Source organism: Pseudomonas paraeruginosa (assembly GCF_003025345.2).
In the GTDB taxonomy this organism is placed as follows: Bacteria; Pseudomonadota; Gammaproteobacteria; order Pseudomonadales; family Pseudomonadaceae; genus Pseudomonas; species Pseudomonas paraeruginosa.
This window is the reverse complement of record NZ_CP020560.1, coordinates 2,710,131-2,729,517: the sequence shown is the minus strand read 5'-3', so window position 1 is coordinate 2,729,517 and position 19,387 is coordinate 2,710,131. Positions and strand designations below refer to the sequence as shown.

8 protein-coding genes and 1 CRISPR repeat array (1 of these 9 running past the window's edge) are annotated in these 19,387 nt (G+C 68.1%); of the genes, 4 read left to right on the top strand and 4 right to left on the bottom strand.

What is annotated here, in order from left to right; translation table 11 throughout:
- Positions 1 to 206: a CRISPR direct-repeat array (repeat unit 28 nt; unit sequence TTTCTTAGCTGCCTATACGGCAGTGAAC); it reaches 542 nt to the left of the window's first position.
- A 396-nt stretch (positions 207 to 602) separates the two neighbouring features.
- Together B7D75_RS29565 and B7D75_RS29560 are read left to right on the top strand one after the other, a co-directional pair.
- Positions 603 to 821: a hypothetical protein gene (locus B7D75_RS29565; protein WP_204101228.1), complete on the top strand. Its 219-nt coding sequence runs from the start codon at positions 603 to 605 to the stop codon at positions 819 to 821.
- A gap of 95 nt (positions 822 to 916) precedes the next feature.
- Positions 917 to 1,114 (top strand): hypothetical protein, encoded by a 198-nt coding sequence (locus B7D75_RS29560; protein WP_204101227.1) that lies wholly within the window; start codon positions 917 to 919, stop codon positions 1,112 to 1,114.
- Positions 1,115 to 1,205: 91 nt separating this feature from the next.
- Here B7D75_RS29560 and B7D75_RS13070 read toward each other — a convergent pair whose 3' ends face one another.
- Complete coding sequence (locus B7D75_RS13070; protein ID WP_043103228.1) at positions 1,206 to 1,934, bottom strand: class I SAM-dependent methyltransferase; 729 nt, start codon at positions 1,932 to 1,934, stop codon at positions 1,206 to 1,208.
- Positions 1,935 to 2,397: 463 nt separating this feature from the next.
- Here B7D75_RS13070 and B7D75_RS13065 point away from each other — a divergent pair, with 463 nt between their 5' ends.
- Positions 2,398 to 2,979 carry a hypothetical protein gene (locus B7D75_RS13065; protein ID WP_185269339.1) on the top strand — a complete coding sequence of 194 codons (582 nt, stop codon included), beginning with the start codon at positions 2,398 to 2,400 and terminating at the stop codon, positions 2,977 to 2,979.
- Between the two features lie 131 nt (positions 2,980 to 3,110).
- Here B7D75_RS13065 and pvdL read toward each other — a convergent pair whose 3' ends face one another.
- Positions 3,111 to 16,139 (bottom strand): pyoverdine non-ribosomal peptide synthetase/polyketide synthase PvdL, encoded by a 13,029-nt coding sequence (gene pvdL, locus B7D75_RS13060; RefSeq protein WP_107114084.1) that lies wholly within the window; start codon positions 16,137 to 16,139, stop codon positions 3,111 to 3,113.
- Between the two features lie 91 nt (positions 16,140 to 16,230).
- The gene (locus B7D75_RS13055; RefSeq protein WP_107114083.1) at positions 16,231 to 16,995 is read right to left on the bottom strand and encodes a thioesterase II family protein; all 765 of its coding nucleotides are present in this window, start codon (positions 16,993 to 16,995) and stop codon (positions 16,231 to 16,233) included.
- Between the two features lie 633 nt (positions 16,996 to 17,628).
- On the opposite strand from B7D75_RS13055, the gene pvdS reads away from it, so the two are divergent.
- Complete coding sequence (gene pvdS / locus B7D75_RS13050) at positions 17,629 to 18,192, top strand: pyoverdine signaling pathway sigma factor PvdS (protein WP_003156700.1); 564 nt, start codon at positions 17,629 to 17,631, stop codon at positions 18,190 to 18,192.
- Positions 18,193 to 18,269: 77 nt separating this feature from the next.
- Here the strand turns inward: pvdS and B7D75_RS13045 are convergent, their stop codons facing one another.
- A complete protein-coding gene (locus B7D75_RS13045; RefSeq protein WP_034080621.1) occupies positions 18,270 to 19,283 on the bottom strand; it encodes a GNAT family N-acetyltransferase in 1,014 nt (337 codons plus the stop codon).
- Positions 19,284 to 19,387: the final 104 nt, after the last annotated feature.

Sequence of the window (19,387 nt, the reverse complement as noted above, 5' to 3'; positions counted from 1 at the left end):
TCTTAGCTGCCTATACGGCAGTGAACGGAGGGTCCGAAGGGCATTGCTGTTGTTCAATTTTCTTAGCTGCCTATACGGCAGTGAACATCCAGAAGACGCGCGGTTCTGCTTCTTGCCATTTCTTAGCTGCCTATACGGCAGTGAACAAGATGCACCGCCTCTATGGTGGCAAGAGCTTTTTCTTAGCTGCCTATACGGCAGTGAACTAGACCAAAACCCCATCAACCTTCCAAGCTCCAAGGGCTCCAGCGCCAAAGCCCGGAAAAACCCTCTTTTTGTAGCGTCCTCTAACCCTTTGATCTAAAAGGGCTTTAAAAACCCACCAAAAAAAGGGTTCCCAAGCATAGCGTCCATCCCCTGTTTTCTCCATGCCGGCGTAATGTTCAGAACCGGCCTAGCTGTTCAGCGGGCTTGTGCCATCAGACTCTTCGTACAAGTCTTAGCCATTGCCGTCCTACAGGCGCTGTCAGTAGGCTTTTTCCCGCCGGCGACTCGCTCGCCGGCAGGCCACAGCCTGCTGGCCTCATACCCACGAGCGGCCTGTCTCCCTGCCGCCGCCGGCAGAAGCCAGGCAGCGGACAGCTCAGAGAAGGATTTCTCCCATGCACGGCCATACCCAGCTAGCCCCGCACTATTTCTTCCGACAGCAGCGGTTGTTGCGCGCCCTGCTGATCGACGACCAGGCCTGGTTCGTCCTCGACGACTTCTCGCGCCTGCTCGACCTGCCCTGCCCGAACAGCTGCTTACCCGCCTGGATGACGATCAGGCACGCCAGGAAGCGCTGCATACCGAGCGTGGCGAGGACGAGGCACAGTGGCTGATCAGCGAGTCCGGCGCCTACGCGGCGCTGATCTACTACCAGCAAGGCGATGGCGGAGACCTGCGCCGCTGGCTCAGCGGCGAGGTGGTTCCGGAATTGCGCAGCGCCGCCGACGACAGCGACATGCCGCGCCACGTCAAGTTACGCTGGGAGCGCCAGGTGGTACACATGCTCGACTGGCAGGGCAAGCTCTGGGTGAATTTCAGCGAGATGCCCGACCTGCTCCAGCGCCGGGACGGACCGACGACGCCGCTCGACTGGCGACGCTGGCTGCGCAAGTTGCGCCCGCTCTAGAATCTGTCGCGAGCGCAGGCGCGGCAGGGTACACCACGGCGGGCGAGCCCGTGGCGCAGGACGGCTCCGATGCCGCGGCCGGGGCGGCGGCTCAACGCAGCGCGGACACCAGCAACAGCATCGGCCGCTCGCGCTCCTCCGCCAGTTCGGGGCGCGCGGCCAGTTGCGCGTCGCTAGGGCTCCACTCCTCCACCCGGGTGAGCCGGAAACCGAGTTCGAGCAGCAGGTTGAGCAGCGTTCCCAGGGTGCGGTGATGCTTGATCACCCCCCTGGCCAGCCAGTCGGTGCTGCGCGGTCCTTCGATCGAGTAGCCATCCAGCGGCCAGGTCCGCCGGCCTTCACCATCCTGTCGCCAGCCCGGCTGGCTGGGCGCCATGTAGATCGGGTGCTCGATGGAAAACACCAGCCCGCCGCCCGGTCGCAGCGCGGCATGCAGGGTGCCCAGCAGACGGCGCAGGTCCTCGATGTAGTGCAGCGCCAGCGAGCTGTAGGCGAAATCGAACGCCGCCGCCGGAAGCTCCAGGGTCTCCAGGTCCTGGCGAAGGTAATGGATCGCCGGATCGTCGGTCATGGCCCGCGCCTTGCCGAGCATGTTCTGCGAAACGTCGATGCCGAGCACCTCGGCGGCGCCCTGCTCGCGGGCCCAGCGACAGAACCAGCCGAAGCCACAGCCCAGGTCCACCACCCGCTTTCCCGTCAACTCCGGCAGCATGGCCCGCAGCGCCGGCCATTCGGGCGCACCGGCAAGGCCTTCGCGCGAGCGCGGCAACTGACTGTAGCCAGCGAAGAAATCATCGCAATCATAGATATTCTGGGACATGTGCTGAATCCGATGAGAAAGAGTCGCCCGGCGATTGGCAGCCAGGCCCACCGACCGCGCTCCGCCGAAGCAAGTTCAGAATACAAGTTTATACCCTGCCAGATCTGGCAGCTTAAGGCATGTCGCGGCGCCAGTTAACAATACGGAAATACACCCACCCTAGCCTCACCGTCATTCACAACAACAAGAAGCCATCGGCATGAAAAAAATTCGAAAATTAATATTGGATGATTCCTTCGGAGAAGATTATGACTGCCAGGATCTACCGGGAAGTCGTCAACCCGGGAAAACTCGACGAAACACAGAGGGGAAACCTCGCAAGCGAACTCTACGCGATTCACGCCAGGATCTTTCATGGCGTCCAGTATGAGTCCTTCGCTCGCGAGGTCATCCACTCCACGGCCCGCCTCACCCGCATCGCCATCTACCGCAACCGCCAGCAGAAATCGTCGGCTACTGCGCCGTGCATTTCCACGACTCGGAAGTCTTCCAGTACAGCAAGGCCTGCGTGATCCGCGCCGAGTCCGGGATCCTCCCGGAGTACCGCGGGAGCAACCAGAGCATTCCCTTCCTCACCCGCCAGGTGCTGCGCTACAAGCTGCTCAACCCCGGCAAGCGCCTGCTGTTCCTCGACACCCTGATCCATCCTTCCAGCTACGCGCTGGTCACCAAGTACGTGGATGACGTCTGGCCCTGCCACTGCGACCTGGAAAGCCACCACGTGAAGTTCCTCGAACACCTGATCGCCCAGTTCAGCTTCAAGCGCAGCAGCAACGATCCGCTGGTGGTCGACACCGGCTGGACCACCACCGAGGCCGATCACGAACGGGCACGCTGGGCTACGCACAGCAATCCGAATGTGCGTTTCTTCCTCGATCGGAACCCGGAATATCACAAGGGCAACGGATTGATCACGGTATTCCCGATCACCTTGAAGAACATCTTTACGGCGACCCGGCGTTTCAAGCGCAGTTCTTCGGTCAAGCGTAAACAGCACCAGCGTTACAACGCGGCTTCGGCGAAAGTCGGGAATATCGCGTTGTAATGAATCAAGCCGACCCGTATATCGGCGTTTATATATACGCACATATATGAAGAATGGCCGGAAGGGAGTATGGATCATTCCCTTCCGGCCATTTTCATCGCCCCCGCGAAGGGCTCGGCGGCCGGGTCCGATCAGAGCATTTCCAGCTTCGACATCAGGTCGTTCAGGCGCTCGGCCTTCTGCTCGCTGATCTCGCTCGGGGCCAGGGACTCGATGTAGCTGGCCAGCTCTTCCACCGTGCTGCATTCGAACATCGCCCGTAGCGGCACGTTGCGTTGCAGGGCCTTCTGCACCCGCGAGGCGATCTGGGTGGCCAGCAGCGAATGCCCGCCGAGTTCGAAGAAGTTGTCGAACACCCCGACCCGCTCGACCTTCAGCACCTCGGCCCAGATCCGCGCCAGGGTTTCCTCCAATTCGTTGCGCGGGGCCTGGTAGGCCTGGTTCTGCATCTGGCCGATGTCCAGCGCCGGTAGCGCCTTGCGGTCGAGCTTGCCGTTGGCGTTGAGCGGCATCCGCTCCAGCACCAGCCAGTGCAGCGGCACCATGTAGTCCGGCAGGTCGGCGCGCAGTTGCTGCTTGATCCGCTCGAACCAGGCGCCCTGCTCCACCATCAGTCCGGCCGGCGAGTCGGCGCTGGAACGCGGTGTCTCGCCGGGAACCAGGTAGCCCACCAGGTACTTGCCGTTCGCCCCTTCCTGGACCGCCACCGCCGCCTCGCGGACGTCGGCGCGTTCGTGCAGGCGCGCCTCGATCTCGCCCAGCTCGATGCGGAAGCCGCGGATCTTCACCTGGTGGTCGATCCGCCCGACATATTCCAGCACCCCGTCGGCGCGCCGCCGCGCCAGGTCGCCGGTACGGTACAGGCGCTCGCCCGGCGCGCCGAACGGATGCGGGACGAAGGCCTGGGCGGTGCGCAGCGGATCGCCGACGTAGCCACGGCCGACGCCGCTGCCGGCCACGCACAGCTCGCCCACCGCGCCCAGCGGCACCAGTTCGAAGGCGTCGTCGGCGCCGGCGCCGAGCAGGTACAGGCGGTTGTTGTCGGTGGGACTGCCGATCGGCAGGTAGGTGCTCTCGGTGGAGGCCAGGTCGACGCGGAAGAACGCCACGTCGTCGGAGCACTCCGCCGGCCCGTAGGCATTCACCAGGCCGATCCGCGGGTAGCGCTTGAGCCACTGGCGTGCCAGTTCCGGCGGCATCGCCTCGCCGGTGGGCAACATCCAGCGCAGGCCGTCGAGGGCCTGGCGCTCCTCGGCGAGCATGCCCTGGATCAGCGACGGCACGCTTTCCAGCACCGTGATGCCCTGTTCGCCGACGTGCGCCAGCAGGCCTTGCGGATCGTGGGCGATGGCGTTCGGCACGATCGCCACGCGGGCGCCGAACAACGGCGCGGCGAGGAACTGCCAGACCGAGATGTCGAAGCTCTGCGAGGCGGTCTGGGCGATCACGTCGTTCTCGTCCAGTTCCAGGTACGGGACCTTGCTCAACTGGTTGTTGAGCATGCCCGCCTGCTCCACCATCACACCCTTCGGCAAGCCGGTGGAGCCGGAGGTGTAGATCACGTAGGCGAGGTTCCGCGGCCCGCTGTAGACCTGCGGATCGTGCTCGGCGCCCGCGCCCTGCTGGATCTCCTCCCATACCAGCAGGCGCGGCCGGTCGGCACAGCCGAGTTCGTCGAACAGCGCCAGCGCCTGCTCACGGCAGGCCTGGGTGCAGACCAGTACCGGCGTGCGGCTCAGCTCGACGATCCGGGTCAGGCGCTGGGTCGGATGGCCGGGGTCGAGCGGCAGGTAGCCGGCACCGGACTTGAAGCTGCCGACGATCATGCCGAGCAGGTCGAGGCCGCGCTCGGCCAGCAGTGCCACCGGCTGGTCGATGCCGACGCCGGCGGCACGCAGCGCGTGGCCGAGGCGATTGGCCCGGCGGTTCAGCTCGGCATAGCTCCAGCGCTGCTCCAGGCAACTGGCGGCGATGCGCTGCGGATGGGCCGCCACCTGCGCCTCGAACAGCCGCACGTAGCCTTGCTCCAGCGGGTAGTCGCGGGCGCTGCGGTTGCAGCCGTCGAGGAGGAAGACGCGCTCGTCCTCGCCGAGCAGCGGCAAGGCCTCCAGTTCGCCGTGGAAACCGTCGACCAGGGCCAGCAGCAGGCGCTTGAACTCGTCGAGCAGACGCTCGATGGTCGGCGCCTCGAAGTAGCGCTGGTCGTAGGACAGGTGCAGGCCGAGGTCATCGCCCGGATAGCAGACCACGGTCAACGGGAAGTTGGTGTGGGTACGCCCGGAGTCGGAACTGGCGTTCAGGCTTTGCGCGCGGTCCAGCACCGAGACCTCCACCGGAGCGTTCTCGAACACGAACAGGCTGTCGAACAGCGGCTGGCCCTTGGGCAGCTCGCTGCTTTCCTGGATGGCCACCAGGGGCAGGTGCTCGTGCTCGCGCAACTCCAGGTTGCGCTCGAACAGCCGGTTCAGCCATTCGCGCACCGTGCAGCGCTGGCCGGCGGCCGGCATCCGCACGCGCAATGGGATGCTGTTGATGAACAGGCCGACGGTGCGCTGCATTTCCGGCATGCCCACCGGACGCCCGGCCACGGTGACGCCGAAGAGCACGTCGCGCTCGCCGCTGAAGCGGCGCAGGGTCAGTGCCCAGGCGGCCTGGGCGAAGGTGTTGACGGTGAGCTGGTAGCGCTGCGCCAGTTCGCGCAGGCGCGCGCCGTCGGCGGCGTCCAGGCGCGTGTAGCGGTCGCCGACGATCATCCCGCCGCTCTCACCGGCGTGCTCGCGGAGGAACGGTCGGTCGCTGGGCACCAGGGTCGGCCGCTCGAAGCCGCGCAGGCTCTCGCTCCACCAGCGGCGCGACTGCTCCAGGTCCTGGCGTTGCAGCCAGGCGATGTAGTCGCGGTAGCGCGGCGGCGTCGGCAGGTTCGCCGGGCGGCCTTCGCCGAGGGCGCCGTAGATCTCGAAGAAGTCGTTCATCAGCAGGCCACGGCACCAGGCATCGATGAGGATGTGGTGGTTGCTCATCATGAACCAGTAGCGCGCCTCGCCCAGGCGGATCAGGCGCAGGTGGAACGGCGGCTGTTCGAGCAGATCGAAACCGGCCTCGCGCTCGCGCTTGTGCAGCGCTTGCAGGCGTTCCTCGTGACCGTCCTCCGGCAGCTCGCTCCAGTCGAGGAACTCGATGCGGGTGCGGCCGGGCTTGTGGATCACCTGCAGCATGGTTTCGCCGGCATTCCAGACGAACGACGCGCGCAGCGCCTCGTGGCGGGCCACCACCGCCTGCCAGGCGGCGGCGAAGCGCTCGGGATCGAGCGGGCTGTCGATCCGGTAGCGGTCCTGCATGTAGTAGATGCCGGTGCCCGGTTCCAGCAGGGTGTGCAACAGCAGCCCTTCCTGCATCGGGGTCAGCGGATAGACGTCCTCGATCTCGCCGGCTGGCACCGCCAGGGCGTCCAGTTGCGCCTGGCTCAGTTGCGCCAGCGGGAAGTCGGACGGGGTCAGGCCGCCGGCGCCGTCTTCCAGGCAGTGCTCGATCAGCGCCTGCAGTTCGGCGAGATAGGCCTGCGCCAGCTCGTTCACCGTCCGCGCGGCGTAGCGCTCGCGGCTGTAGGTCCAGCGCAGCACCAGCTCGCCGCCGTAGACCTGGCCATCGACGCTCAGCTCGTTGGGCAACGGCGCCTGCTCGTCGTGGATCGGCCCGGTGGGCTGGTCCAGCGGCTGGAACAGGGCGTCGGCGAAGCTCTGGTCGAACTGTCCGAGGTAGTTGAAGGTGATCGGCGCCGTCGGCAGCGCGGCCATCGCCTGGCGCACCGCCGGATCGGCGAGGTAGCGCAGCACGCCGTAGCCGAGGCCCTTGTGCGGCACCGCGCGGAGCTGCTCCTTGATCGCCTTGATCGACTCGCCCGGGCTCTGCGCCGGGGTCAGGCGCAACGGGTAGGCGCTGGTGAACCAGCCGACGCTACGGGTCAGGTCGATATCGTCGAACAGCGCCTCGCGGCCATGCCCTTCCAACTGCACCAGCGTCGACGGCTGCCCGCTCCAGCGGCAGAGCACGCGAGCGAGGGCGGTCAGCAGCAGGTCGTTGACCTGGGTACGGTAGGCCGCCGGCGCCTGTTGCAGCAATTGCCGGGTACGTTGCGGGTCGAGCCGCAGGCTGAGGCTTTCCGCCAGCGCCTCGCGGTTGTCGCCCTGCGGACGGTCGCACGGCCACTCGGCCGGCTGCCCGCCCAGCCGGGCTTGCCACCAGCCCAGCTCCTCGCGCAGCGATTCGCTGCCGGCGTAGGCCTGAAGGCGTCCGGCCCAGTCGCGGAAGGCGCTGGTCTTGGCCGGCAGCGCCGGTTCGGCGCCCTCGGCGAACTGACGGTAGACCTGTTGCAGGTCCTCCAGCAGCACCCGCCAGGACACTCCGTCCACCGCCAGGTGGTGGATCGCCAGCAGCAGGCGTTGCTCGCCGGCCGGGCCGTCCACCAGCACCGCGCGCAGCAGCGGCCCCTGTTCGAGGTCGAGGCTGCGCTGGGCCTTGGCGAACAGCTCGGCGCATTCGTCGAAGGATTGCACCGGGACGTGCCAGAGCAGTTCCTGTTCGCGCAGCGGACGATGCTGCGCCCGCCACTCGCCGTCGACCTGGCGGAACGCCAGGCGCAGGGCGTCATGCTGTTCGACCAGGCGTTGCAGCGACTTGCGCAGCAGACCGAGGTCAATGGCCTGCCGCGGCTGCAACAGCAGCGACTGGTTCCAGTGCTCGCGGCGCGCCAGCGGCAGGTCGAAGAACCAGTGCTGGATCGGCGTCAGCGCGCTGTCGCCCTGCACCGGCCCCTGCTCGGCCTGGCTGGCCTGGCTGTGCCGGGCCACCGCGGCGAGGCTCTGCACGGTCTGGTGCTGGAACAGGTCGCGGGGGCTGAAGTGGATGCCGAGCTGGCGGGCGCGGCTGACCACCTGGATCGACAGGATCGAGTCGCCGCCCAGTTCGAAGAAGTTGTCGCCGAGGCCCACCCGCTCGACGTTCAGCACCTCGCGCCAGACCCCGGCCAGTTGCTGTTCCAGCACGCTGCGCGGGGCCTCGTAGGCCTGCCGGTTGAGCGCCGGATCGGGCGCCGGCAGCGCGCGGCGGTCGAGCTTGCCGTTGGCGGTCAGCGGCAGGCTGGCGAGCAGCAGCAGGTGGGCCGGCACCATGTAGTCCGGCAATTGCTGCTTGAGGTGCGTTTTCAGCGCCTCGCGCAGCGCCGCCTGGGCGTCCTCGTCCTGCCCGGCCACCGCGCTGGCGACATAACCGGCCAGTTGCTTGCCGCTCGGGCTGTCGAGCGCCAGCACCAGCGCTTCGCGAACCTGCGGATGCTCCAGCAGGCGTGCCTCGATCTCGCCCAGTTCGATGCGGAAGCCACGGATCTTCACCTGGTGGTCGATGCGTCCGACATATTCCACCAGGCCGTTGTCGCACAGGCGCACCAGGTCGCCGGTGCGGTACAGCCGGCCGCCCTCGGCAGCGAAGGGATCGGGCACGAAGCGCTCGGCGCTGAGCGCTGGACGCTCATGGTAGCCGCGCGCCAGGCCGGCGCCGCCGACGTAGAGCTCGCCGGTCGCGCCCTGCGGCACCAGGGCCAGGTCGGCATCCAGGATGTAGGCGACCCGCGCGCCGACCACGCTGCCGATCGGCACGCTGGCGGCGCCCTCTTCCAGACATTCGGGAGCCAGGCAGGCCAGCGGCATGACCACCGTCTCGGTCGGTCCGTAGGCATTGAAGAACGACGCCGGGGCGAAGGCCTGGCGAATCCGTTGCAGGTGCTCGGCGGTCAGCGCTTCGCCGCCGGTGATGCACATGCGCACCGGCAACTGCCGGCCCTGGCCCTCCAGCCACTGAGCGAGCTGGCTGCCGTAGCTCGGAGTGAAGCCGAGGATGCTCACGCCCTCCGCGCGGATCAGCTCGCAGATTTCCTCCGCGCCCCACTGGCCCTGCGCCCGCAGCACCACACGGGCGCCGCACAGCAACGGGGCCAGCAGACGCTCGCTGGCGGCGTCGAAGTTGATCGAATAGAAGTGCAGTTCGCAATCCTCGGCACGCATGCCGAAGCGCTCGATCACCGCCGCGCAGTGCATGGCGATCTCGCCGTGGGAGACCGCCACGCCCTTCGGCTTGCCGGTGGAGCCGGAGGTATAGATCAGGTAGGCCTGGTGCTGCGGACCGCTCAGCTCTGCCAGCGGCGCGGGGTCCTCGGCCTCCAGCGCCGGGCCGTCCTCCTCGAGGCACCAGCGCGCCACGCCCGCCGGCAGCTCGCCGAGGGCCTCGAACAGCGCCGCGTGGCTGAGCAGCAGGCGCACGCCGCTGTCCTCGATCATGTATTGCAAGCGCTCCAGCGGATACTCCGGGTCCAGCGGCACGTAGGCGCCGCCGGCCTTGAGGATCGCCAGCAGGCCGACGACCATCTCCAGCGAACGCTCCAGGGCCAGGCCGACCCGCACTTCCGGGCCGACGCCATGACGGCGCAGGACCCGCGCCAGGCGGTTGGAGCGGGCATCGAGTTCGGCATAGCTCAGGGTCTGTCCGGCGAAGGTCAGCGCCGGGGCCTGGGGGCTGGCCGCCACGCGGGCGGCGAACAGACCATGGAGGGTGTCCTGGAGCCCTGCCTCGCCAGTCGTGCCGGCGAGCCGCAGTTGCTTCCGCTCCTCGGCGTCGAACAGCGGCAATTCGGCAATGCGCCGCTGCGGGTCGCCCAGCAGCGCCTCCAGCAGGTTCTGCCAGTGCCCGGCCATCCGTGCGATGCGCGGTTCGTCGAACAGGTCGCGGCTGTAGGTCAGGCAGCAGCCGAGGCGCTGGTCGAGGTCGGTGACCTCCAGGTTGAGGTCGAACTTGGTCGCCCGCGCATCGTTGGCGATGTACTCGACGGTCATCCCGGCCAGTTGCCGGGTCTGCTGGAACTCCCAGCGCTGGACGTTGCACATCACCTGGAACAACGGGTTGTAGGCGGCGCTGCGCGGCGGTTGCAGGGCTTCCACCAGGTGGTCGAACGGCAGGTCCTGGTGCGACTGGCCATCGATCACGGTCTGCCGCACCTGCTCCAGCAGCTCGCCTACGCTCATCTGCCCGCCGAGCCGGCAGCGCAGCACCTGGGTATTGAGGAAGGCGCCGATCAGCCCTTCGCTCTCCGGGCGGATGCGGTTCGCCACCGGCGCGCCGATGCGCAGGTCCTGCTGGCCGCTGTAGCGGTAGAGCAAGGCCGCAAGGGTGGCGGTCATGGTCATGAACATGGTCAGCCCGCGGGCGGCGTTGAAGCGCCGCACGCGCTCGGCCAGCTCGGGGCTCAGGTCGAAGCGGTAGAGGTCGCCCCGGTGGCTCTGCACCGGCGGGCGTGGCCGGTCGCCCGGCAGTTCGAGCAGCGGATGCTCGTTGCCCAGTTGGGCCTTCCAGTAGTCGAGCTGGCGCTGGCGCTCGCCGCTCTCCAGCCACTCGCGCTGCCACACGCTGTAGTCCAGGTACTGGACCGGCAACGGCTCCAGCGGCGATTCGCGGTCGTCGAGGAAGGCCTCGTAGAGCGCGCCCAGCTCGCGGGCGAAGATGTCCATCGCCCAGCCTTCGGTGACGATGTGGTGAAGAGTCACCACCAGGTAGTGCTCGCGCTCGGCCATCTTCACCAGGCAGACCCGCAGCAACGGTCCGCTCTCGAGGTCGAAGGGCCGGTGCGCCTCGCTGTCGGCGAGGGTCTGCAAGTGCTGCTGGCGGCTGTCGCGGTCGAGCGCGGAGAAGTCCTGCCAGTCCATGTGCAGGCCGCCATCGCCGTGCACGCGCTGTACCGGCACGCCGTCGACGCTGGGGAACGTGGTGCGCAGGGTCTCGTGGCGCTGCACCAGGGCCTGTAGCGCGGCCTCGAAGCGCGCCACGTCCAGCGGCCCGCTCAGGCGCGCCAGGCCGCCGACGTTGTAGGCCGGGCTGTCCGGCTCCAGTTGCCAGAGGAACCACATGCGCTGCTGCGAGTAGGACAGCGGCACCGGCTGCTCGCGGTCGATGCGGCGGATCGCGCCGTGGCTATCGGTGCGTCCGGCGGCCTGGGCTGCGCGGACCTGTTCGCAGAAGACCTCCAGTTCGCTGGCCTCGAACAGCGCGCGCAACGACAGGTCGACGTCGCAGGCCTGGCGGGTGCGCGAGACGATGCGGGTGGCCAGCAGGGAATGCCCGCCGAGCTCGAAGAAATCGTCGCGCAGGCCGACCCGCGGCAGGCCGAGCACTTCGCTCCAGATCGCGGCGATGCGCCGTTGCAGCTCGGTCTGCGGCTCGACGTGCTCGCGCTGCTGCCAGACCGGCTCCGGCAGCGCCCGGGTATCCAGCTTGCCGCTCGGACCGAGGGGCATCTGCGCCAGGCGCATCAACTGCGCCGGGACCATGTATTCCGGCAGTTCGGCCTGTAGCGCGGCGCGCAGGCGCTGGTTCTGCTCGGCTTCCGCCTCGGCGCCGGCAGCGCCGGTGTAGTAGCCGACCAACTGGCTGCCGGCCACGCCTTCGCGGATCACCACCACCGCCTGGGCCACGCCCGGCTGCGCCAGCAGGCGTGCCTGGATCTCCTCCGGCTCGATACGGAAGCCACGCAGCTTGACCTGCTGGTCGAGGCGGCCGAGGTATTCCAGCACGCCGTCGGCGTTCCAGCGCGCGCGGTCGCCGGTGCGGTACAGGCGCTCGCCGGCGGCCGAGAACGGGTCGGCGACGAAGCGTTCGGCGCTCAGCGCCGGACGCTCCAGGTAGCCACGAGCCAGGCCCTGGCCGCCGATGCACAGCTCGCCGGCGACGCCGGCCGGCAGCAGATTAAACTCGGCGTCCAGTACGCGGCAGACCACGTTGCCCAGCGGCCGGCCGATCGGCGAACGCTCGCCGTCCTCCGCGCGGCACTGCCAGTGGGTGACGTTGATGGCGGTCTCGGTCGGCCCGTAGCGGTTATGCAGGGCCACCGCCGGCAGGCGTTGCAACACGCGGTTGCGCAGCTCCGCCGGCAGCGCCTCGCCACCGGAGAACAGGCGGCGCAGGCTGCCACAGGCGGCGACGCCGGGTTCGTCGATGAACAGTTGCAGCAGCGGCGGCACGAAGTGCAGCGTGGTCACCCCGAACTGCCGCACCAGTTCCACCAGGCGCGCCGGATCGCGGTGCTCGCCGGGGGCGGCGAGGACCAGCCGGCAACCGGTGAGCAGCGGCCAGAAGCACTCCCACACCGACACGTCGAAGCTCACCGGCGCCTTCTGCATCAGTACGTCGTCGCCGTCGAGGGCGTAGGTCGCCTGCATCCATTGCAGACGCTCGGCCAGCGCCGCGTGGGTATTGCCCACGCCCTTCGGCTGGCCGGTGGAACCGGAGGTGTAGATCACGTAGGCGAGATTGTCGCCGTGCAGGTGCAGGCCCGGCGCCTGGCTCGGCCAGCTGTCGAGCTTGAGGCTGTCCAGGCAGATCGGCGTGACGCCCTCCGCGCCAGGCAGGCGCTCGAACAGATGGGCCTGGGTCAGGAGCAGCTCGACGCCGCTGTCGGCGAGCATGTAGGCCAGGCGTTCGCTGGGGTAGTCCGGGTCCAGCGGCACGTAGGCGCCGCCCGCCTTGACGATCGCCAGCAGACCGACCAGCAGCTGCGGCGAACGCTCGACGCAGATCGCCACCCGCACGTCCGGGCCGACGCCCTTGTCGCGCAGGTAGTGGGCCAGGCGGTTGGCCCGGTCGTGCAGCTCGGCGTAGCCGAGGCTGCCGCCGTCCCATTCCAGGGCGACGCGCTCGGCGGACTGCGCCAGTTGCCGCTCCAGCAGTTCCGGTAGCCAGGCGCGCGCTGGCGCGCAGGGCGCGCTGCCCCATTCGGCGAGGCGCGCCGCCTGCTCGGCGTCGACCAGGGCGATATCGCCAAGGCAGCGCTGCGGGTGTTCCGCGACCTGGCGCAGCAGTTCCAGGTACTGTGCGGCGAAACGCCGGATGCTGGCCTCGTCGAAGAGGTCCGCGGCGTAGTCGAAATTCAGGGTCAGGCGACCGCGAGCGTCCTCCTCGCTCTGCAGTTGCAGGTCGAACTTGGCTTCGCGGCTGTGCCAGGGCAACTCGTCGGCGAGCAGGCCGGGCAGCCGGCGCAGCGCCGCCAGGTCGCGCTGCTGGTGGTTGAACAGCACCTGGAACAGCTGGCCACCCTGGCCGCAGGCCTCGAGCACCTGGTCGAACGGCAGGTCCTGGTTGGCCTGGGCGCCGAGGGTCGCCTCGCGAACCTCGCCGAGCAATGCGGCGAACGGTTGGCGCGCCCGGGGCCTGCCGCGCAGGACCAGGGTGTTGATGAAGAAGCCGACCAGCCCCTGGGTCTCCAGGCGCTGGCGGTTGGCGCTGGGCACGCCGATGCGGATGTCGCCCTGCCCGCTGTGGCGATGCAGCAGCGCCTGGAACGCCGCCAGCAGCCACATGAAGACACTCGCCTCATGGTCCAGCGCGACCTCGCGGATGGCCCGCGCCAGGGCTTCGTCGACCCGCAGGCTGTAGCGCGCGGCCGGCGACGCCTGGCGCGCCGTGCGCGGGTGGTCGGTGGCCAGTTCCAGCGCCGGCGCCGCGTCGCCCAGGCGCTCCCGCCAGTAGGCCAGCTGGCGGGCGCCCTCGCCCGCTTCCAGCCACTGCCGTTGCCAGGCGGCGAATTCGGCGTAGTGCAGTTCCAGCGGCGCCAGTCCGGCCGGCTGGCCGCCGCAGGCTTCGGCGTAGAGCCGCGAGAATTCGTCGAGCAGCAGGTTCAGCGACCAGCCGTCGGCGACGATGTGATGCAGGGTGACCCAGAGCTGGTGCTCCTGTTCGTCCAGGCGCACCAGGCTGACCCGCAGCAGCGGCCCGTTCTCCAGGTCGAACGGCAGCCGCGCCTCGGCCTCGCGGCGCTGCGCGGCGGTCGCGGCGCGTTCGTGTTCGGCCAGCGTAGCGAGGTCGATGAACTGCCAGGCGAACTCGCCCCGCTCATCGATACGCTGCAAGGCCACGCCGTCGCGCTCGAGGAAACGCGTGCGCAACGCTTCGTGGCGTTCGACCAGGCGCTGGAAGCTGGCGCGCAGCGCCGCTTCGTCCAGCTCGCCGCGCAGGCGCAGGCCACCGGGGATGTTGTAGGCGGCGCTCCACGGATCGATCTGCCAGGTCAGCCAGAGACGCTGCTGCGCCGCCGACTGCGGCAGGTCGATGCCACGCGGCAGGTGCGCGATCGGCGCCTCCTCTGCCGCGCCCTCGGCCAGTTGGCGTGCCACCACGGCGCTGAAACCCTGCAGGGTCGGCGCTTCGAACAACTGGCGCAGGTTGAGGGCGACGCCGAGGCTGTCACGCACCTGGGCGACTACCTGGGCGGCGCCGATGGAGTTGCCGCCGAGCAGAAAGAAATGGTCGCGCGGCGCTACCTGCGCCACGCCCAGCTGGGCCTTCCAGATTTCCCCGATACGCGCCAGCAACTCATCGTCGTCCGGCGTCGCGCAGTGCTCCTCGTGTGCCTCGAGGCCGGGAAACTGCGCGTAGCTGTCCAGGCTGCCGTCCTCCAGGCGCAGGCGGCAGGCGGAACGTTGCAGCTTGCCGCTGGAGGTTTTCGGCAAGGCGCCGGGATTGAGCAGCGCCACCACCTTCGGCGCTTCCTGGCAGGCCTCGGCCACCGCCTGGCGGATCGAGTCGATCAGTTCGCGGGCCGGCACCGACTTCTGGATGCCACGGCCGATCTCGACGGCGATGCCGATGCCTTCCTCGCCGTCGACCTTGACCGCGAACGCCGCGACCCGCCCCTTGCGCGCCGACGGCACCTCGCTCTCGACGGTGCGCTCGATGTCCTGCGGGTAGAGGTTGTGGCCCCGGACGATGAGCATGTCCTTCAGGCGTCCGGTGACGAACAGTTCGCCGTCACGGAGGAAGCCCAGGTCGCCGGTGCGCAGCCAGGTGCGCCCGTCGCGCTCGACGAAGGTCTTCGCCGAGGCTTCCGGGTTGCGCCAGTAGCCGTGGGCGATGCTCGGCCCGGCGGCCCAGATCTCGCCGACGCTGTCGTCGCCGAGGACCTCGCCGCTCGCCGCGTCGACGATCCGCACGGCGTGTTCCGGCTGGCTACGGCCGCAGCACATCAGCACGCTGCCTTCGCCTTCGGCGATGCGGTTGCGCGCCAGCGCCTCGCCATCCACCGCCAGGGCGGGAATGCCCTGGCCGCGCTGGCCGCCGGTGACGAACAGGGTCGCCTCGGCCAGGCCGTAGCAGGCGAAGAAGCTGGATGGCTCGAAACCGCTGGCGGCGAACTTCTCGGCGAAGCGCTCAAGGCTGTCCTGGCGGATCGGCTCGGAGCCGGAGAACGCCACCCGCCAGCCGCTCAGGTCCAGACGCTGCAGGGCCGACTCGGCGACCCGCTCGCTGCACAGCCGGTAGGCGAAATCGGGACCGCCGCTGACGGTGCCGCCGTACTGGCTGATGGCTTCCAGCCAGCGCACCGGACGTTCGAGGAAGTAGCGCGGCGACATCAGCACGCAGGGTACGCCGCTGAAGATCGGTTGCAGCAGCCCGCCGATCAGGCCCATGTCGTGGTACAGCGGCAGCCAGCTGACGATCACGTCGTCGGCACCGATGCCGAAGCCGCGGCGGATCAGCACCTCGTTGGCGACCAGGTTGCCATGGCTGACCTGGACGCCCTTGGGCAGCGCGGTGGAACCTGAGGTGTACTGCAGGAAGGCGATGTGCTCCGGGCGCAGCGCCGGCTCCTGCCAGGCCTCGGCGCCAGCTGGGTCCAGCTGGTCCACGCAGAGCAGCTGCGGCGCATTGGCGGCGGACAGTTGCGCGTTCATCTGCAGCAGCGGCTCGCGCAGGTCGGCGCTGGTGAGGACCAGGCGCGGCTCGGCGTCGGCGATGATCGACAACAAGCGCTCCTGGTGATGGCGGCGCGCCGATTCCGGCGGATAGGCCGGCACCGCGATGATGCCGGCATACAGGCAGCCGAAGAACGCCGCGACGTAGTCGGGGCCGCTGGGAAACAGCAGCACCGCGCGCTCGCCCAGCTGCGCATGGGCCTGCAGGGCCGCGGCGATGCTCCGCGCGCGCAGGTCGAGATCGCGGTAGCTGAGGACCACGCCTTCGCCATCGTCCTCGGCGAGGAAGCGCAGCGCCAGGCGCTCGGGCTCCTGGACGGCGCGGCGACGCAGGGCCTGGACCAGGGTGGTGGGGAGTTCGAAGGCGTCCATCATGTGTTTTCCTGCCTGAATTCGGCTTGCAATCATGTTCTGGGAAGCCGGCAAGGAAGCGCCGCCATGACGGCGCTCCTGCGACGGGTCCGTTTCAACTGGCGGCGCGCAGGCTTTCGCGCACCCGCTCCTGGCGCCAGCGCAGCAGGTGCTGCCCGGCGTAGCGACGCAGGTGGCGCAGCAACTGCGCTTCCTGCTCGCGGATGAAAAAGTGCTGGCCGTCGAGCAGGTCGAGGCTGAACTCGCCACCCGCTTCGCGCAGCCAGCCGAGCAGCTCGGCACTGCGCAGGTGGTCCTCGCGTCCGCCGAACACGTGCAGCGCCGACGCCAGTGGCGCGCGGGGCTGGTAGCGGTAGCTGCCGGTGACGAGGAAGTCGGCGCGCACCACCGGCAGCAGCATCTGCATCAGCGACGGATCGTTGAAGACCGCCTCCGGGGTGCCCCGGTAGTCACGCAGCGCGGCGACCAGCTCGGCGTCTTCCCTGGCTCGCCGGTAGCCGCTGAGATCGTTCTCGGCGGGCGCGCTGACGCCGGAAAGGAACAGCGCCAGCGGTTCTTCCAGGCCTCGCCGGCGCATGGCATGGGCCAGCTCGAAGGCCAGCAGGCCGCCCAGGCTGTGGCCGAAGAAAGCGTAGGGAGTGGCGTTTTCGAACAGCCCCGGCAGCTCGCCAGCCAATTGCGCGACCAGGCTGGCGGCGTCGTTGTGCAAGGCTTCGGCGAAGCGCAGGCCGCGCCCCGGCAGCTCCAGCGGCTGCAGGCGGATCCAGGCCGGCAGCCGGCTCTGCCAACGGTTGTAGAGAACGGCGCTGGCACCCGAATAAGGCAGGCAGAAGAGTTGCAGGGAAGCGCTCGGACTCACCTCAGCCCTCCCGTGCGGCGCTGCCGCCAAGGCTTGCGCCGGGGCCCGAGGTTTCCCGCTGATCGTTCGGCATTTCCGTCTCCTGCTGCGCACGCTGGCGCGCCGGGCACCTGCCCGCGCTGTCTCAGAGGGGAACGGATAACGACGGCAAATAATTAGCGCATGTGACCGCAATCCACGGGCAATCCACGGAGAGAGGCGCCACCCTATTCATTCTGAGGGGTTGTGCCGCTCGCCAGGCACTCATCGGCGCACAGCCCGAGCCGCTCCGACCCGTCACGAAAGCAGCCGGGCGGGCCTTGGCGGCCGGCGCGAAGGAGTCGCCGTGAACGATCCGCCCCGCGCCAAGGCCATTTTCCAACTGGCTGATTCCTAAAGATTATTAAAAAAAATTCGTCTTCAACGCACGACTGCAACATTGGCGCGGCCATCCTGCTGGCGCACCGAATAATTGCTTCTCCCCGTCATTCACCGCGGCCATTTGCCAGCCCAGGGAATATTCACGAATTAAGGTGAGATTGGTTATTTCTTCGTAATTGACAATCATTATCATTCAACATAATTTGTTGCGCCATGTGTGGGTTCGCCCCACCGCCAGTGCTCTGCAGCCCCCTCCGCAGCAAGGTGATTTCCATGTCGGAACAACTGTCTACCCGCAGATGCGATACCCCGCTCCTCCAGGCCTTCGTCGACAACCGCACGATCCTGGTGAAGATCGCCGCCCGCATTACCGGTTGCCGCTCACGAGCCGAGGATGTGGTCCAGGATGCGTTCTTCAGGCTCCAGTCGGCGCCGCAGATCACTTCGTCGTTCAAGGCACAGCTCAGCTACCTGTTCCAGATCGTCCGCAACCTGGCCATCGACCACTACCGCAAGCAGGCGCTCGAGCAGAAGTATTCAGGACCGGAAGAGGAAGGTCTGAACGTGGTGATCCAGGGCGCCTCTCCGGAAGCCTCGCACATCAACTACGCGACGCTCGAACACATCGCCGACGCCCTCACCGAGCTGCCCGGGCGCACCCGCTACGCCTTCGAGATGTACCGCTTGCACGGCGTGCCGCAGAAGGACATCGCCAAGGAACTGGGAGTCTCGCCGACCCTGGTCAACTTCATGATCCGCGACGCCCTGGTGCATTGCCGCAAGGTCACCGCCGAGCGCCAGGGCGACAACCTGGCGAGCCTGAGCGCCCGGCGCTGAGACACGGGGCAGGCATTGCGCCTGCCCGTTTCCATTGGCGTCCGCCAGACGCCCCGCCCTTCCTCCTGCCGCCCCGTTCAGGCCAGGCGACAGCGCTCGAAGAACCGTTCGCGACCGATGATCATCAGCGCCGCTCGCTTGTGCGGAAAATCGAATTCCTTCTCGCAGTGAAAGCACAGGTTGTGCATGTGGCCGATCATCCGCGCGTTGTCCGCGCGCGGCTCCGCCACCACCCGCTGCGAGCGCGGGTCGTCGAGAAACAGGTAGTGGACCAGCGCCGACAGCCAGCAGGCGACCTTGTGCGGCCCCCGGTGGGCTTCCTCGCCGACCAGCATGTGGATCCCGCGGTCGTAGTCGTCGGCCGCGTAGAACGGCGCGATGCGATCCTCCTTCGCCCAGTAGGCCTCGAAATAGGCGAAGGGCTCATCATCGAAGCAGCCGATGAGCCCCAGCGCGTGAGGATCGGCTTCGAGCTGGCGCAAACGCTCGCGATGCTGTTCCAGGCTTCCATCTTCCTGCCAGAACTCCGCCACCCTGGGCGAGTTCTGCCAGCGATGGAAACGTTCCAGGTCCCTCTCGATGTCCACGGTACGCAAGGATACCCAGCACTCCAATCGCGCATCGAAGCGCCGGTAGACCTCTCCCCTGGGCTTCGGCCGGCGCAGCGGATGACGCTTTCCATCGGTAAGCGCCATCGACTGGGGATAGCACGACTGGGCAAGCGGCAGCCAGGGCCACGGCAACTGCCAGAACCGACCCCTCTCGCAGACATAGGTGCCAGCTTCGGCGGCGCCGGCCAGCATACCGTTCGCCAGGGACTTTTCCGGCGCCCAGGGCAGCGACCAGACGAGCCGCTGGCATTCCGGGTCGCGCGCGAACAACCAGTAGCTGGCGGCCCACAACGCATGTTCGGCATCGCCGCCGGGAAGTTCCTCCAACGCCAGCCGTATTTCCGTGTCCGTGCGCTCCAGGCGCAGGCGCAACAGCAACGCACCATCCAGGCCGAGGCTGAGCCGGCTATCGGTTTCGTCACCACTCAAACGCTGCCCGCCAGGCAACGGCAATACAGTCAGGGAATTCAACAGGGGCATGATCGGACTCGAGACACGGAGTTGTTCTCAGAGGAACGTCATGTGGCGGCGGAAATTTAAGCGCTCGCGCGGTCTAGGCGGCAGTGCCCATCCCAGGCGCGGGC

Coding starts and splice junctions, on each gene's coding strand:
- B7D75_RS29565 (WP_204101228.1), top strand. CDS start 603: ATGCACGGCCATACCCAGCTAGCCCCGCACTATTTCTTCCGACAGCAG.
- B7D75_RS13070 (WP_043103228.1), bottom strand. CDS start 1,934: ATGTCCCAGAATATCTATGATTGCGATGATTTCTTCGCTGGCTACAGT.
- pvdL (WP_107114084.1), bottom strand. CDS start 16,139: ATGATGGACGCCTTCGAACTCCCCACCACCCTGGTCCAGGCCCTGCGT.
- pvdS (WP_003156700.1), top strand. CDS start 17,629: ATGTCGGAACAACTGTCTACCCGCAGATGCGATACCCCGCTCCTCCAG.
- B7D75_RS13045 (WP_034080621.1), bottom strand. CDS start 19,283: ATGCCCCTGTTGAATTCCCTGACTGTATTGCCGTTGCCTGGCGGGCAG.